The 14395-nt window shown below is 61.9% G+C and carries 15 protein-coding genes; 7 read left to right on the plus strand and 8 right to left on the minus strand.

Annotated elements, in window-relative coordinates; genetic code table 11:
• Nucleotides 1-5: 5 nt before the first annotated feature.
• The 8 genes from rng to VJ698_RS02695 all read right to left on the minus strand — a co-directional run bounded on the left by rng (nt 6) and on the right by VJ698_RS02695 (nt 7210).
• Complete coding sequence (gene rng, locus VJ698_RS02660) at nt 6-1469, minus strand: ribonuclease G (protein WP_324101111.1); 1464 nt, start codon at nt 1467-1469, stop codon at nt 6-8.
• Nucleotides 1466-2086, minus strand: coding sequence for a Maf family protein (locus VJ698_RS02665; RefSeq protein ID WP_324101112.1), 621 nt, complete (start codon nt 2084-2086; stop codon nt 1466-1468). Before VJ698_RS02665 ends, rng begins: the two co-directional genes overlap by 4 nt.
• Before the next feature lie 19 nt (nt 2087-2105).
• Nucleotides 2106-2576, minus strand: coding sequence for a 23S rRNA (pseudouridine(1915)-N(3))-methyltransferase RlmH (gene rlmH / locus VJ698_RS02670; protein WP_324101113.1), 471 nt, complete (start codon nt 2574-2576; stop codon nt 2106-2108).
• Between the two features lie 18 nt (nt 2577-2594).
• Complete coding sequence (rsfS, locus tag VJ698_RS02675; RefSeq protein ID WP_324101114.1) at nt 2595-3242, minus strand: ribosome silencing factor; 648 nt, start codon at nt 3240-3242, stop codon at nt 2595-2597.
• The gene (locus tag VJ698_RS02680; protein ID WP_324101115.1) at nt 3242-3889 is read right to left on the minus strand and encodes a nicotinate-nucleotide adenylyltransferase; all 648 of its coding nucleotides are present in this window, start codon (nt 3887-3889) and stop codon (nt 3242-3244) included. The genes rsfS and VJ698_RS02680 overlap by 1 nt, the downstream gene beginning before the upstream one ends.
• Complete coding sequence (gene hemF / locus VJ698_RS02685; protein ID WP_324101116.1) at nt 3889-4806, minus strand: oxygen-dependent coproporphyrinogen oxidase; 918 nt, start codon at nt 4804-4806, stop codon at nt 3889-3891. The genes VJ698_RS02680 and hemF overlap by 1 nt, the downstream gene beginning before the upstream one ends.
• 148 nt (nt 4807-4954) lie before the next feature.
• Nucleotides 4955-6226, minus strand: a complete 1272-nt coding sequence (purD, locus tag VJ698_RS02690; protein WP_324101117.1) for a phosphoribosylamine--glycine ligase — start codon at nt 6224-6226, stop codon at nt 4955-4957.
• Nucleotides 6227-6484: 258 nt separating this feature from the next.
• Entirely contained in the window at nt 6485-7210 is a 726-nt protein-coding gene (locus VJ698_RS02695; protein WP_324101118.1) for a YebC/PmpR family DNA-binding transcriptional regulator, read from the minus strand.
• Between the two features lie 153 nt (nt 7211-7363).
• Between VJ698_RS02695 and VJ698_RS02700 the strand changes: the two genes are divergently transcribed.
• The 7 genes from VJ698_RS02700 (at nt 7364) to VJ698_RS02730 (ending at nt 14383) form a co-directional block, all read left to right on the plus strand.
• Nucleotides 7364-8914, plus strand: coding sequence for a DUF853 domain-containing protein (locus tag VJ698_RS02700; protein ID WP_324101119.1), 1551 nt, complete (start codon nt 7364-7366; stop codon nt 8912-8914).
• Nucleotides 8915-9063: 149 nt separating this feature from the next.
• Nucleotides 9064-9975, plus strand: a complete 912-nt coding sequence (locus VJ698_RS02705) for a DMT family transporter (protein WP_324101120.1) — start codon at nt 9064-9066, stop codon at nt 9973-9975.
• Between the two features lie 9 nt (nt 9976-9984).
• Nucleotides 9985-10764, plus strand: coding sequence for an SDR family oxidoreductase (locus VJ698_RS02710; RefSeq protein ID WP_324101121.1), 780 nt, complete (start codon nt 9985-9987; stop codon nt 10762-10764).
• Nucleotides 10765-10894: 130 nt separating this feature from the next.
• A complete protein-coding gene (locus tag VJ698_RS02715; RefSeq protein ID WP_324101122.1) occupies nt 10895-11287 on the plus strand; it encodes a methylglyoxal synthase in 393 nt (130 codons plus the stop codon).
• A gap of 9 nt (nt 11288-11296) precedes the next feature.
• Entirely contained in the window at nt 11297-12271 is a 975-nt protein-coding gene (locus tag VJ698_RS02720; RefSeq protein WP_324101123.1) for a quinone oxidoreductase, read from the plus strand.
• Between the two features lie 21 nt (nt 12272-12292).
• Entirely contained in the window at nt 12293-12424 is a 132-nt protein-coding gene (locus VJ698_RS02725; RefSeq protein ID WP_324101201.1) for a hypothetical protein, read from the plus strand.
• Between the two features lie 33 nt (nt 12425-12457).
• On the plus strand, nt 12458-14383 hold the full coding sequence (locus VJ698_RS02730; protein ID WP_324101124.1) for a DUF1631 family protein: 1926 nt from the start codon (nt 12458-12460) through the stop codon (nt 14381-14383).
• The last annotated feature ends 12 nt before the right edge of the window (nt 14384-14395 follow it).

A 14395-nucleotide genomic window follows, 5' to 3' on the forward strand; every position in this document is an offset into this window, starting at 1 on the left:
CGCCTTTACATGAGGATGATGTCGTATTGTTCCTGGTGATAAATCGTTTCCACCTGCAGGGAAATCGGCTTGCCGATGAAGTCGCCCAGCATCGCGAGGTGCTGCGATTCTTCTTCCAGGAACATGTCGACCACGACTTGCGAGGCCAGGATGCGGAATTCGCGCGGATTGAACTGCTTGGCCTCGCGTAACAATTCCCGCAGGATTTCGTAGCAGATGGTGCGAGCCGTCTTCACCTGGCCCTTGCCACCGCAAGCCGGGCAGACTTCGCACAGGATATGCGCCAGCGATTCGCGCGTGCGCTTGCGTGTCATCTCGACCAGGCCGAGCTGGGAGAAGCCGGAGACCGACACCTTGGTGCGGTCGCGCGACAACGCCTTGTTCAACTCGTTGAGCACCGCATTGCGATGCTCGGTGTTTTCCATGTCGATGAAGTCGAGGATGATGATGCCGCCGAGATTGCGCAGGCGCAGCTGGCGTGCGATCGCGTGCGCGGCTTCCAGGTTGGTCTTGAAGATCGTGTCATCGAAGTTGCGGCCGGTGACATAGCTGCCGGTGTTGACGTCGATCGTGGTCATCGCCTCGGTCTGGTCGATGATCAGGTAGCCGCCCGACTTCAGGTCGACGCGGCGACCCAATGCACGCTGGATTTCCTCCTCGACGCCGTACAGGTCGAACAGCGGCCGCTCGCCGGTGTAATGCACCAGCTTTGACAGCACCGAAGGAGTGTAGGTCGCGCCGAACTGCTGCAGCTTCTGGAAGTTCTCGCGCGAGTCGATCTGGATGGTCGAGGTATCGTCGTTCACGAAATCGCGCAGCACGCGCTGCGCAAGGTTCAGGTCCTGGTACAGCAAGGTCGGCGCCGGGTTGGTCTTGGCCTGTTGCGTGATGGCGGACCAGGTCTTGCGCAGGTAGTCGATATCCATCTGCAGGTCGGCTTCAGAGGCATCTTCCGCCATGGTGCGGATGATGAAGCCGCCCTTTTCGTCGGTCGGCAGCAGCTTCTGCACGCGGCTTTTCAGCGCCTCGCGGTCGGATTCGTTCTCGATGCGTTGCGAGATGCCGATGTGCGAATCCTGTGGCAGGAAGACTAGCATGCGTCCTGCGATCGAGATCTGCGTCGACAGGCGCGCGCCCTTGGTGCCGATCGGATCCTTGATCACCTGCACCATGACGGACTGGCCGTCGTACAGCAGCTTTTCGATCGGCGTCTGGGGCGTGCTCGTATTGTCGTGCGGGCGCGCTTCCCAGATGTCGGCCACGTGGAGGAACGCAGCGCGTTCCAGGCCGATGTCGATGAAGGCCGATTGCATGCCGGGCAGCACGCGCACCACCTTGCCGAGGTAAATATTGCCTGCCATGCCGCGCGACAGCGTGCGTTCGATATGGAGTTCCTGTACCGCTCCCTGGAGTATCAATGCAACCCGCGTTTCCTGCGGGGTGATATTGATGAGGATGTCTTCGCTCATAAAACGGGTATACCGGCCTGATTTAATAATTCTGCGGTCTCGTGCAGCGGCAAGCCCATGATGCCGGTATAGCTGCCGGCAATGCGCTGGATGAATACCGCCGCCATGCCCTGGATGCCATAGCCGCCGGCCTTGTCGTAAGGCTCGGACGTCGCGCAGTAGGCGCGCATCGCGTCCTCGGTCAGCTTCGCCAGGGTCACATCGGAAATCTGGGTGAACTGGGTGATGTTGTCGTCCTTGTGCAGTGCCACGCTGGTCATGACCTGGTGCGTGCGCCCGGACAGCAGGCGCAGCATCTCCATCGCTTCGGTCTTGTCGGCCGGCTTGCCGAGAATGCGGCCATCGATGACCACTGTAGTGTCGGCGGTCAGGATCGCGCGAGCCGGGAGACGGCGCATCAGCATTACCTTGGCGGCATGCTCGACTTTCTCGCGTGTCACGCGCGACACGTAGACATCGGCTTGTTCATCAGGCAAGACTTCCTCGCTGACTTCCGGCCCGCGCGGCCCCTGGTCGCGCAACAGCATGAGTTCGAAGTCGACGCCGATCTGGCGCAGCAGCTCGCGGCGGCGGGGGCTCTTGGACGCGAGGTAAATCCTGGTTGGTGCCGATTTCATGAAGCCTTGTGTCTCAGTTTCATACCCGGTGGTACGGATGGTTTTGCGTGATGGACCAGGCGCGATACAGTTGCTCCGCAAGCAGGACGCGCACCATTCCATGCGGCAGGGTCAGGCTGGAAATCCGGACCAGCATATCGGCAGACGCCTTGAATCCGGCGTCCAGTCCGTCTGCACCGCCTATCACGAATGTAACATCCCGCCCGTCTTGTTGCCACTGCGTCAGAAGTTGCGAAAGTTGCATCGTGGTCAGGTCCTTGCCGCGCTCGTCCAGTGCAATGATGCGGGAACCCTTGGGAATGGCAGCCTCGATCTTCGTGCGCTCCTGCGCCATCACGGTTTCAGCGGTCCGACTGCCGGAACGTTCGACGGGCTTGATTTCCTTGAGCTGGATGCGGCATTCCGGCGGCATGCGTTTCGCATATTCGCCGAACCCGTCCTCGATCCAGGCAGGCATCTTGTGGCCTACCGCAGCGATGATGAGCTGCATGGATGCTGCCTGCCTCGCTTATTCGGCGGCTTTTCTGGTCGTGGCGCGCTTTGTGGCCGTCTTTCTCGGCGCGGCAGTCTTGGTGGCGGCGACCTTCACCGTCTTGCCGGCGGGCGTTCTTGCCGTCTTGGAAGCGGTCTTGGCGGCAGTCTTGGTCGCCGTTGTCTTGGTTGTCGCTGTCTTTGTTGCCGTTTTCTTGGCAGCCGTCTTGCGCGCAGGCTTCTTCGGCTCGTCGTCGAGTGTGGTCTGGCTGGCTGCGATGTGGCGCGAACGCTTCTTCGGGGCTTCCTCCACCTCTTCGGCCGTGCGCTTCGAGGTGCGCTTGGCGGCGCCGAGCCTGATTTCCTTGTCGCCCCAGATTTCTTCCAGGCGGTAGTACTCGCGGATCGCCGGTTGCATGATGTGCACCACCATGTCACCCAGGTCGACCAGTACCCACTCGCCGGTTTCTTCGCCCTCGATGCTGACGATGTTGCCACCATGCTCCTTGACCTTGTCGCGCACCGAGGCGGCCAGCGCCTTGGTCTGCCGGTTGGAGGTGCCGGAGGCGATCACGAGGCGATCGAACATGCTGGTCAGGTGCACGGTGTCGAATGCCCGGATCTCTTGCGCCTTGACGTCTTCCAGTGCGTCGATGACGATGGCTTGCAGTTTTTTGATGTCCATTAGGTATAAAGGTGGTGTTGTTGTATATAGTCTAGCACCCCGGCTGGGATGAACGCGTCGGGCCTTTCCCCGTGCTCGAGGGCGGCCCGTATGTCGGTGGCGGAAATATCGACTTCCAGATTGCCTGCGATGCAGGCCAGGCCGCGCGGTGTTTCGCGGATCTGCTGCGGCGTCGCAGTGCGACGGTCGAATTCCCGACGGACTTCTGCAGGAACGTGGGCAGAATCCATCGAGAAACCGGGGCGCGATGCGGCGCAGATATGCGCAAAGTCAAACAAGTGCTGCCATTCTTTCCAGGTATGTAACTGCTGCAGCTGGTCGGCGCCGATCAGGAATGCGATCGAAGCATCCGGTCCGAGTTCCGCGCGCACGGCACGCAAGGTGTCGATCGTGTAGGTCGGCGTGTCGCGCAGGATTTCCAGCGGATCCACCACGACCGGGACGGGCAGCCGCTCAAATGCAATCCGGAGCATCGCTGCGCGATGTTCGGGCGCTGCATGCAGTGTGTGTTTCTGCCATGGCTTCCCGGCAGGGATGACGCGCAGCTCATCCGGCGTCAGCAGCGTTGCGAAATACTTCCCGAGCGCGACGTGGCCGTTATGCACCGGGTCGAAACTGCCGCCCAGCAATGCTACGCAGCGGCGCATCACACCCAATCCCGCGGCGGCAGGAAGTCGGTGTACAGACTCGCTTCCGGCGTTCCCGGCTGCGGCTTCCAGTCGTAGCGCCATTTGACGACCGGCGGCATCGACATCAGGATCGACTCGGTGCGACCGCCCGATTGCAGGCCGAACAGGGTGCCGCGGTCGAATACCAGGTTGAATTCCACGTAGCGGCCGCGCCGGTACGCCTGGAAGTCGCGCTCGCGCTCGCCGTAGGGCGTATCCTTGCGCCGCTGCAGCAGCGGCAGGTAAGCGTCGATGAAATGGTCGCCCACGCTCCTGATCATGGCGAAGCTTTGCTCGAAGCCGAGTTCATTGAAATCGTCGAAGAAAATGCCGCCCACGCCGCGTGCTTCCTTGCGGTGCTTCAGGTAGAAATAGTCGTCGCACCATTTCTTGAAGCGCGGGTGCAGGTCGCTGCCGAAGGGCGCGAGCGCGTCGCGGCATGCCTGGTGGAAGTGCTTCACGTCTTCCTCGAAGCCGTAGTAGGGCGTCAGATCCATGCCGCCGCCGAACCACCAGACCGGTTCCTTGCCTTCCTCGGTGGCGATGAAAAAGCGCACATTCATGTGTGAGGTGGGCGCATACGGATTGCGCGGATGCATCACCAGCGACACGCCCATGGCTTCCCAGTGGCGGCCGGCGATCTCCGGGCGGTTGGCGGCCGCCGTCGGTGGCAGGCTGGTGCCGGTGACATGCGAGAAACCGATGCCGCCGCGTTCCAGCACATTGCCTTCCTCCAGGATGCGCGAGATGCCGCCGCCCATAATCGGGCCGGAACCTTCGGGGCGCACCCATTGGTCGGTGACGAACTGCTTGCCATCCACCTGATCGAGGGCGGCGACGATGCGCAGTTGCAGGTCGAGGAGGTAGGATTTGACGGTGTCGGGAGAGATGGTCACGGGTCTGGTCAGTGTGCAGGTTTGCCCTGTGCGTGGGCGAATTGCACGAATTGTATTTCAAATTGGCCACGCCGATGCGTGCAGCCCGAACCTCCCTTCGCCGCATTCCGTGCGGGGAAGGGAGGGCGACGACGCCTGTTGTGGCTGATCAGTGCCGCTTCAGGGCGCGCCAGCCGATATCGCGGCGGAACTGCGCGCCGTCGAAGTGGATGTTGTCGACCACGTCATAGGCATTTTTCTGGGCGATCCTGACGCTGTCACCCAGCCCCACCACGCACAGCACGCGGCCGCCGGAAGTGAGCAGCTTGCCGCCGCTCATTGTCGTTCCTGCATGAAAAGTGACGGAGTTCGCCGATTCTTCGGGAATGCCGGTAATCACATCCCCCTTGCGCGGCGCATCCGGGTAGCCCGCTGCGGCCATGACCACGCCGAGCGCGGTGCGGCGATCCCATTCCAGTTCGACCTGGTCCAGCGTGCCGTTGACGGCATGCTCCAGCACGCCCACAAAATCGGTCTTGAGACGGGCCATGATCGGCTGGGTTTCCGGGTCGCCCATGCGGCAGTTGAATTCCAGCGTCTTCGGATTGCCCTTTTCATCGATCATCAGACCGGCATACAGGAAGCCGGTGAACGGAATGCCGTCCTTCATCATGCCAAGCACGGTCGGATTGATGATTTCGCGCAGGATGCGCGCATGCAGCGAGGGCGTGACGATGGGCGCGGGCGAGTAGGCGCCCATGCCGCCGGTGTTCGGTCCTTCATCGGCGTCCTTCAGGCGCTTGTGATCCTGGCTGGTGGCCAGCGGCAGCACATGCTTGCCGTCGACCATCACGATGAAGCTGGCCTCCTCGCCGGTGAGGAATTCCTCGATGACCACGCGGGCGCCGGCGTCACCCAGCTTGTTATCGGAAAGCATCATGTCGACCGCCGCATGGGCTTCGTCGACGGTCATCGCGACCACCACGCCCTTGCCGGCGGCCAGGCCGTCAGCCTTGATGACGATCGGCGCACCTTTCTGGTTGATGTACTTGCGCGCGGCCTGCACGTCGGAGAAGGTCTGGTAATCGGCGGTGGGAATGCGGTGGCGCTTCATGAAAGCCTTGGCGAAATCCTTCGAGCTTTCCAGTTGCGCGGCTTCCTTCGTCGGGCCGAAAATCTTCAGGCCTTGTTCACGGAAGATGTTGACGATGCCGGCGGCCAGCGGGACTTCCGGTCCCACCACGGTCAGTGCGATATGTTCCTTGATCGCGAATTGCGCGAGCCAGGCCGGATCGGTGATGTCGACATTTTGCAGGCGCGGGTCGAGCGCCGTGCCACCGTTGCCCGGCGCAACATAAACCATTTGGATCCGCTCGGATTGTGCAAGCTTCCAAGCCAGGGCATGTTCGCGGCCGCCTGAGCCGACTACCAGAATTTTCATGAAATTTAAAACAGTTAGTGGGTGGTGCAAGGGTTTTGCATGCACTACCTAATTTACTTGTGAAACGGGTAAAGCGAAAGGCTGATTTCCTGATTGGGTGACTTGCTGCAACAGTGCAAGTCTGGCAATGCTGTCGTCCTGATCGTTACCCAGCGACCCGGTCATGCCGAGCCGCCTGGACGATTGCACCGTTTGCCAGAATGCGTCGCGAGCAGCGCAGGTTCGAGATTGCGGTGCGCAGCAGCATGACGACAAACTTTATTCTTCGATGACGGCGTTGGTGTACACCTCTTGCACGTCGTCGAGGTTTTCCAGCGCGTCAAGCAGTTTCTGCATCCTGGCCGCATCGTCGCCAGTGAACACGGTTTCAGTGGACGGCTTCATGATAACCTCGGCCATTTCCGCCTTGAAGCCTGCCTTTTCCAGTGCGTCCTTGACGTTCGAGAAATCGTTTGGCGCGGTGATGACTTCGATGCCTCCTTCGTCGTCGGTGACGACGTCCTCAGCGCCGGCTTCGAGCGCCGCTTCCATCAGCGCGTCTTCGCTCGTGCCTGGTGCGAAGTACAGCTGGCCGCAATGCTTGAACAGGAAAGCCACCGAACCTTCGGTGCCCATGTTGCCGCCGAACTTGGAAAAGGCATGTCGCACTTCGGCCACGGTACGCACCCGGTTGTCGGTCATGCAATCAACGATGATCGCCGCGCCGTTGATGCCATAGCCTTCGTAGCGGATTTCTTCGTAGTTCGCGCCTTCCAGGCCGCCGGTGCCGCGCTGGATCGCGCGCTGCACATTGTCCTTCGGCATGTTGGCATCGGCTGCCTTGTCGATTGCGAGGCGCAAGCGCGGATTGCTCGTGAGATCGCCGCCGCCCATGCGCGCCGCGACCGTGATCTCCTTGATCAGCCGCGTCCAGATTTTTCCGCGCTTGGCGTCGGTCGCAGCTTTTTTGTGTTTAATATTGGCCCATTTACTGTGTCCAGCCATGGCAAATCTTTCTTGGAAGTGAACGAGAAGAAGGCCGATCCCACGAAACCCGGCGCGAAACCTGATCCAAAATAAGTGAGTATCAAGCCGAAAACCAATCTACAATTTTACCATATCGCCCCTGTCAAAACCCCTCGGAAAGCGCGCCACACAATGCCAAAACCTCTGCTGATCGCCAAGCATCAAGACCAGGAGCTCGTCCTCCTGCCCAGCCTTGCCAACCGCCATGGCTGCATTACCGGCGCCACTGGCACCGGCAAGACCGTTACCTTGCAGGTCATGGCTCAGGCGCTCTCGGACATCGGCGTGCCGGTCTTCATGGCGGACGTCAAGGGCGACCTTTCCGGTTTGGCAAAGGCCGGAGCGGCGACGTCGCGCATCAAGGAACGGCTTGACCTGATGAAACTGGCGGAGCCGGCCTGGTCGGCCTGCCCGGTGACCTTCTGGGATGTGTTCGGCGAGAAGGGCCATCCGGTGCGCGCCACCATCTCGGACCTCGGCCCGCTCCTGTTGTCCCGCATGCTGAACCTGAACGAGGTGCAGCAGGGGGTGCTGCAACTGGTGTTCAAGGTGGCGGACGACCACGGACTGCTGCTGCTGGACACCAAGGACCTGCGCGCCATGCTGCAGCACGTCGCCGAACATTCCGCCGAACTGCAGACCGAATACGGCAACATTTCCGCCGCCAGCATTGGCGCGATCCAGCGCGGCCTGCTTGCCATCGACGAACAGGGCGGCGACCGCTTCTTCGGTGAACCGATGCTCAACATCGATGATTTCATGCAGACCGACCCGCAGGGCAAGGGCGTGGTGAACATCCTCGCCGCCGACAGGCTGCTGAATTCGCCGCGCCTGTATGCGGTTTTCCTGCTGTGGATGCTGTCGGAACTGTTCGAGCATCTGCCCGAGGTCGGCGATCTTGACAAGCCCAAGCTCGTGTTCTTCTTCGATGAAGCGCACCTGCTGTTCGACGAAGCGCCGAAGGCGTTGCTGCAGAAGATCGAGCAGGTGGTGCGCCTGATCCGTTCCAAGGGCGTCGGCGTCTACTTCGTCACGCAGAATCCGCTGGACATTCCCGACACCGTGCTCGGCCAGCTTGGCAATCGTGTGCAGCACGCGCTGCGCGCGTACACGCCGCGCGACCAGAAGGCGGTGCAGGCGGCGGCAGAAACCTTTCGCCCCAACCCGAAGCTCGACACCGCGCAGGCCATCACCGAACTTGCTGTCGGCGAGGCGCTGGTGTCCTTCCTCGACGAAAAAGGCCGACCGAACGTCGTGGAGCGCGCCTTCGTCTTGCCGCCCGCGTCGCAAATCGGCCCGATCACCGATGCCGAGCGCCGCGACGTCATGGCCAATTCGGTGGTGGACGGCGTGTACGAAAATGTCGTCGATCGCGAATCTGCCTACGAAAAACTGAAGGGCCGCGTCGCAACCGAGATGCCGAAGACGGCGAAGGTGCCGCCAGCCAACGGCGGCACTGCACAACCACAGCAACCACAGCAACCGCAAGCACCGCAGCCGAGTGGCCCCTCGATCGGCGATACCTTCAAGGACGCGCTCGGCGGCCTGTTCGGCGGCAGCGGCGTAGGCCGCCGCAAGGATACGATGGTCGAAGCCATGGTCAAGTCCGCCGCCCGCAGCATCGGTTCGCAAGTGGGCCGCGAGATCATCCGCGGCGTGCTGGGATCGATCATGAAACGCTGATAGGGTGTCCACGGAAAACACAGAAGGCACGGAAAAATTCGAACATATTTTTTCCGTGTCTTCCGTGTCTTCCGTGTTTTCCGTGGACCAAAAATCCCGCGTTTTCCCCGTGCAATGTAAGAAAATCATTCGCGGCGTAAAATCGCCGGATGTCTTCTGTACCCGCATCTTCTTCCGCACGCCAGGATTTCCTCTACGGCCTTGCCATCGCCATCCTTGGGGCGGTGCTGTTCTCCGCCAAGGCCATTGTTGCCAAGTTGATCTATCGCTACGACGTTGATGCCGTGACGCTGATCGCGTTCCGCATGTTGTTTGCGCTGCCGTTCTTTGCCGCCATTGCCTTCTGGCAGGCCGGAAAGTCCGCGCCGCTGACCAACGGGGAGCGCGTCCGCATCGCGGTGCTTGGCATGGTCGGCTATTACCTCTCCAGTTTTTTGGATTTTCTCGGCCTGCAACATATCTCGGCCGGGCTGGAGCGACTGATCCTGTTCCTCACGCCGTCCTTCGTGCTTCTGATTTCGGCGCTGTATCTGCACAAGAAAATCACCCGCGTCGAATGGCTGGCGCTGGGCACGGCCTATCTCGGCACGGTATTGGTTTTTTTGCACGATGTGCGCCTTGGCGGCGCGAATGTTGGCCTGGGGAGTGCCTTCGTGCTGGGGAGTGCGCTATTGTATGCGTTGTATCTGTTGCAATCGGGCCAGCTGGTGCGGCGCGTGGGCGCCATTCGGCTGGTTGCCTACGCGATGTGCGCGGCGAGCGTGGCATGCATCGTGCAATTCTTTGTGTTGCGCCCCGTGTCGCTGCTCGTGCAGCCGATGCCGGTGTACTGGCTATCCCTGGTGAATGCCGTGTTTTGCACGGTCTTCCCGGTATTTTTGACAATGGTCGCCGTTGCTCGTGTCGGCGCGCCGACCGCATCCCAGGCCGGCATGATCGGCCCGGTGTCGACCTTGTTCATGGGGGCGGTGATCCTGGGAGAGCCCGTCACCGGTATCCAGCTTGCCGGCACGGCGCTCGTGCTGGCGGGTATTTATTTATTGTCGAGAAAGAAAACATAGGAAACCGATATGGATCTTGGAATAAGCGGCAAGACGGCGCTGGTATGCGGCGCGAGCAAGGGACTGGGTCGCGGCTGCGCGGAGGCGCTGGCCGGCGAGGGCGTGAACGTGACATTGGTGGCCCGCACGGCGGACGTGCTGGAAGCCACCGCGGAGGAGATTCGCCGCAAGACCGGCGTCACGATTACCGCAGTGGCCTGCGACATTACTACACCGGACGGCCGCGCGAAGGCACTGGCCGCTTGCCCGCAGCCCGATATCCTCGTCAACAATGCCGGCGGCCCGCCGCCGGGCGATTTTCGCAACTGGACGCGCGACGACTGGATCGCCGCGCTGGATGCCAACATGCTGACGCCGATCGAACTGATCAAGGCGACCGTCGACGGCATGATCGCGCGCCGCTTCGGGCGTATCGTCAACATCACCTCGAGCGCCGTCAAGGCGCCCATCGACATCCTCGGCCTGTCCAACGGTGCGCGCTCCGGCCTGACCGGCTTCGTTGGCGGACTGGCACGCAAGACGGTTGCACATAACGTCACCATCAACAACTTGCTGCCGGGCCAGTTCGAGACCGATCGCCTGATCAAGACCATCGGGGCATCGGCCGCCGCAGCCGGGAAGGGTGTCGACGAAGCCGTCGCCGCGCGACGCAAGCAGATTCCCGCGCAGCGCTTCGGATCGCCGGCCGAATTCGGTGCGGTCTGCGCCTTCCTGTGCAGCGTCCATGCGAGCTACATGACCGGCCAGAACGTCCTGCTGGACGGCGGCAATTACCCGGGAACGTTTTAGGAGTTCACGGAAAACGCGGAAAGCACGGAAGGTTTTTTTCCCGGCAGGCTTTGCCAAAATATGATGGAACCATTTTCGTGTTTTTCGTGTGTTTCGTGGACTGACAAATCGCATATCGAACGGAGTTGAAGTGAAGAAGCGTATTGCATTGATTGCACACGACAGCAAGAAGGACGAGATGATCGATCTGGCAGCTGAGTTTGCCGACTTGCTGCGCCAGTGCATCCTCGTGGCAACGGGCACGACGGGCAAGCGCCTGCACGAGGAAGTCGGCCTGACGGTCGAGCGCAAATTGTCGGGCCCGTTCGGCGGCGACCTGCAGATCGGCGCGGAGCTGGTCGAAGGCAAGATCGACTGCGTCATCTTCCTGCGCGACCCGATGACCGCGCATCCGCACGAGCCGGATGTCAATGCGCTGGTGCGCGCCTGCGACGTGCATAACGTGCCATGCGCGACCAATATCGTCTCTGCGCGGCTGTTGCTGTCGCAGATGGTGCCGCATCATCATCACAATCACAATTAAGGAGCGAGCATGGCAAAGGCAATCAGGATCAGCAAGGTCGGCGGACCGGAAGTCATGGAGTATGTCGATGTCGAGGTCGGCGAACCGGGGCCGGGCGAGGTGCGCGTGCGCCAGGCGGCCTGCGGCCTGAACTACATCGATGTGTATTTCCGCACCGGCGCCTATCCGCAGCCGCTGCCGGCAGGCCTGGGCATGGAAGGCTCGGGCACCGTGGAGGCGGTCGGCGAAGGCGTCACCCATGTGAAGCCCGGTGATCGCGTGGCCTATGCGGAACGTCCGACCGGCGCCTATGCGGAGGCGCGCGTGATGCCGGCCGCCATCCTCGTCAAACTGCCGGATGCCATCGACTTCGAAACCGCTGCGGCGATGATGCTGCAGGGCCTGACGGTGCAATACCTGTTCCATCGCACCTTCCCGTTGCATGGCGGCGAAACCATCCTGTTCCATGCCGCGGCGGGCGGTGTCGGGCTGATCGCATGTCAATGGGCTCGCGCACTCGGCGTGACCATGATCGGCACGGTCGGCTCCGACGAGAAGGCGGAACTCGCGAAGGCGCACGGCTGCACGCATACCATCAACTACAACAAGGAAAACTTCGTCGAGCGGGTGAAGGACATTACTGGCGGCAAGGGCGTGCCCGTGGTCTACGATTCCATCGGCAAGGACACCTTCACCGGTTCGCTCGACTGCCTGTCGCCGCTCGGTATGATGGTCAGCTTCGGCAGCGCGTCCGGTCCGGTGCCGCCGTTCAGCCTGAATGAGCTGGCGTCGCGCGGATCGCTGTTCATCACGCGGCCTTCACTGTTTTCCTACATCGCAAAGCGCGAGGACCTCGACAAGTCGGCCGCCCAGCTGTTCGACATGGTGTCGAGCAAGAAGGTGAAGATTGAGATCAACCAGCGCTACGCGCTCAAGGACGTGGTGCAGGCGCACCGCGACCTCGAAGCGCGCAAGACGACCGGTTCCACCATCCTGCTGCCCTGAGCCAGTGCCATGGACAACCCCATGAATCATCCGCCCGAGCAGCCGACGGGTACCGACGGAACACCGAAGTTCGGCCGCCTGCTGCTCGTGCTGGCCGCCGTCGTGATGCTGATTGTCGCCATCACGTTTGCTTCGGAAGCGATGTATTCCTGACCGGCGCGCGCCGAGATGGCACAGGCCGGGATCATGGCAGACCACGACAGGCCGCAGCGCCATGAGAACCTTGCCGTGCCTGACCGGATGGCGCTGCTGCACACGCTGACGTTCACCGCGTTGCGCCTCTCCGCCGCGCAGCTTGATGGCTTCACCACGCGCCTGTGTGAAGCGCTCGCATCTCCGGGGTCGGATGCCGCACCGGACATCGCACCGGATGCAGGCCTGTACCGCCATGCAGCCGAACATCTGGCCCGGCAGCGCATGACTTTCCATCGGCTGTTCACGGAAAGCCTGCAGGAGTGCCTGCTGCAGGCCGTGCAGGTCGCCGGCATGCAGGGCGCATTGCGGCTGGAAAGCGGCGCGATGGACCTGTCGCTGATCGACTTCGCCGCCATGGAACGCAAGGTCTTGATCGACAACCTGAGTCAGGCCATCGATGCCGTCAACGCAGATGTCCTGGCGGTGCTCGGCATGCGCATTGCGCACTGGCTGCAGCCGGAGGAAACAGGCATTCCTGCACATACTGGTGCCAATCCATTTCGCGCGGAAACCTTCGTGACAGCCTTCGCCAAGGCATGGGGCAAGTTCGACCTGAACAGCGCCACACAGCATGTCATGCTGCAGCAGCTGCACCCCGAGATATTCCTGCAATGCGGCCCGATTCTGCAGGTGCTCAGCCAGGAACTCGCCATCCGCAACATCCTGCCCGACGCGGAGCAGGAATACCGACGCAGGTGTACGGCGCATGCGCTTCCCGCGCCTTCACGCCAGGAAAAGCTGCGGCGCTGGCTGGCACCGGACGGCATGCTCAACGTCATCGACGCGCGAGCCGCCGGCCTGATGGACAAGGCTTTCGACCGGCTTGGCCACGATGAAAGCATTCCGCCCGCCATCAGGGAACTGATCGACCGCTTGCGCGCGCCGTTGCGCAATCTGGCGCTGGCGGATATCGAATTCTTCTTTCGCGCAACGCATCCGGCCCGGAGTCTGGTCGACGCGGTACTTGCAGCCGGCCTTGCCTGCGATCCGGCCAAGGGACGCAACGATCCCCTGCACGTGAGCATTGCGCAGGTCCTGGATCGCCTCGAAGAAACGCCGAAGGCTGGGGCGTTCGAACAGGCCATCCGCGTTCTGCAGGCACTGGCAGCGCAGCGGGAGGACGCTTTCACGGCCCGGCTGGGCGAGACGGCCGCTGAAGCGGCCAGCCAGGAAAATATCTCGCATGCGATGGATCTTGCGCAGGACGATGTGCATGCGCGCATCGAGTCCGGCGAAGTGCCCGGCTTCGTCGAAGCCTTCCTGCAGGCCCAGTGGTCACGCGTGCTTGTGTTTGCCTACGGCACACGCGACAGCAAGCCGGAGTTGCTGGCGAAAGTGCTGCAAGCCATGGATGAGCTCATTTGGAGCGTGCAGCCAAAAGGCAGCGAGGCGGAACGCAAGGCGTTGGTCGAGCGTTTGCCTGCGCTGCTGTCAATGCTCAACGCCTGGCTCAATGTCGTGAAGTGGGACGGCACGGAGCGAGAGAGCTTCTTCGCAACCCTGGCAGAGCGCCATCAGGCCGCCATTCGCGCCCTGCCTGAACTGACGCCGCGTCACCAGCTGGAACTGCGGATGAACATGATGCAGAAAGCCAGCGAACACCAGTTGAGCCGGCGCGCGCAACAGCAGCAGGAAGAGGTGCTCGCCGAGTTCATGCGTCAGGCCGACACGTTAGTGCCGGGGAACTGGCTCACTTTCGTGCGAAATGATGGCAGCAAGATGAACTGCCGGTTGATGTGGGTGAGCCCCGGCCGCAGCCGTTTCATCTTCGCCGGGCGGCAGGGACAGCTGGTATTCACGCTGACCGACGAGTCGCTCGCGCAGGCAATGCGCGCCGGACGCACAAGCATCATTGCATCCAGCGACACACTCGCCCGCGCGCTCGACGCAGCGCTGACGGAGATTGTCGGCGACTGATCGTGTCGCGCC

It is taken from the genome of Noviherbaspirillum sp., assembly GCF_035254685.1.
GTDB lineage: Bacteria > Pseudomonadota > Gammaproteobacteria > Burkholderiales > Burkholderiaceae_D > Noviherbaspirillum.

Bases quoted from the DNA above. Each gene is read 5' to 3' on its own strand.
- purD (WP_324101117.1), bottom strand. From the start codon at position 6,226: ATGAAAATTCTGGTAGTCGGCTCAGGCGGCCGCGAACATGCCCTGGCT.
- VJ698_RS02695 (WP_324101118.1), bottom strand. From the start codon at position 7,210: ATGGCTGGACACAGTAAATGGGCCAATATTAAACACAAAAAAGCTGCG.
- rlmH (WP_324101113.1), bottom strand. From the start codon at position 2,576: ATGCAGCTCATCATCGCTGCGGTAGGCCACAAGATGCCTGCCTGGATC.
- VJ698_RS02705 (WP_324101120.1), top strand. From the start codon at position 9,064: ATGTCTTCTGTACCCGCATCTTCTTCCGCACGCCAGGATTTCCTCTAC.
- VJ698_RS02720 (WP_324101123.1), top strand. From the start codon at position 11,297: ATGGCAAAGGCAATCAGGATCAGCAAGGTCGGCGGACCGGAAGTCATG.
- VJ698_RS02680 (WP_324101115.1), bottom strand. From the start codon at position 3,889: ATGCGCCGCTGCGTAGCATTGCTGGGCGGCAGTTTCGACCCGGTGCAT.
- VJ698_RS02710 (WP_324101121.1), top strand. From the start codon at position 9,985: ATGGATCTTGGAATAAGCGGCAAGACGGCGCTGGTATGCGGCGCGAGC.
- rsfS (WP_324101114.1), bottom strand. From the start codon at position 3,242: ATGGACATCAAAAAACTGCAAGCCATCGTCATCGACGCACTGGAAGAC.
- VJ698_RS02725 (WP_324101201.1), top strand. From the start codon at position 12,293: ATGAATCATCCGCCCGAGCAGCCGACGGGTACCGACGGAACACCGAAG.
- VJ698_RS02665 (WP_324101112.1), bottom strand. From the start codon at position 2,086: ATGAAATCGGCACCAACCAGGATTTACCTCGCGTCCAAGAGCCCCCGC.
- VJ698_RS02730 (WP_324101124.1), top strand. From the start codon at position 12,458: ATGGCAGACCACGACAGGCCGCAGCGCCATGAGAACCTTGCCGTGCCT.
- rng (WP_324101111.1), bottom strand. From the start codon at position 1,469: ATGAGCGAAGACATCCTCATCAATATCACCCCGCAGGAAACGCGGGTT.
- VJ698_RS02700 (WP_324101119.1), top strand. From the start codon at position 7,364: ATGCCAAAACCTCTGCTGATCGCCAAGCATCAAGACCAGGAGCTCGTC.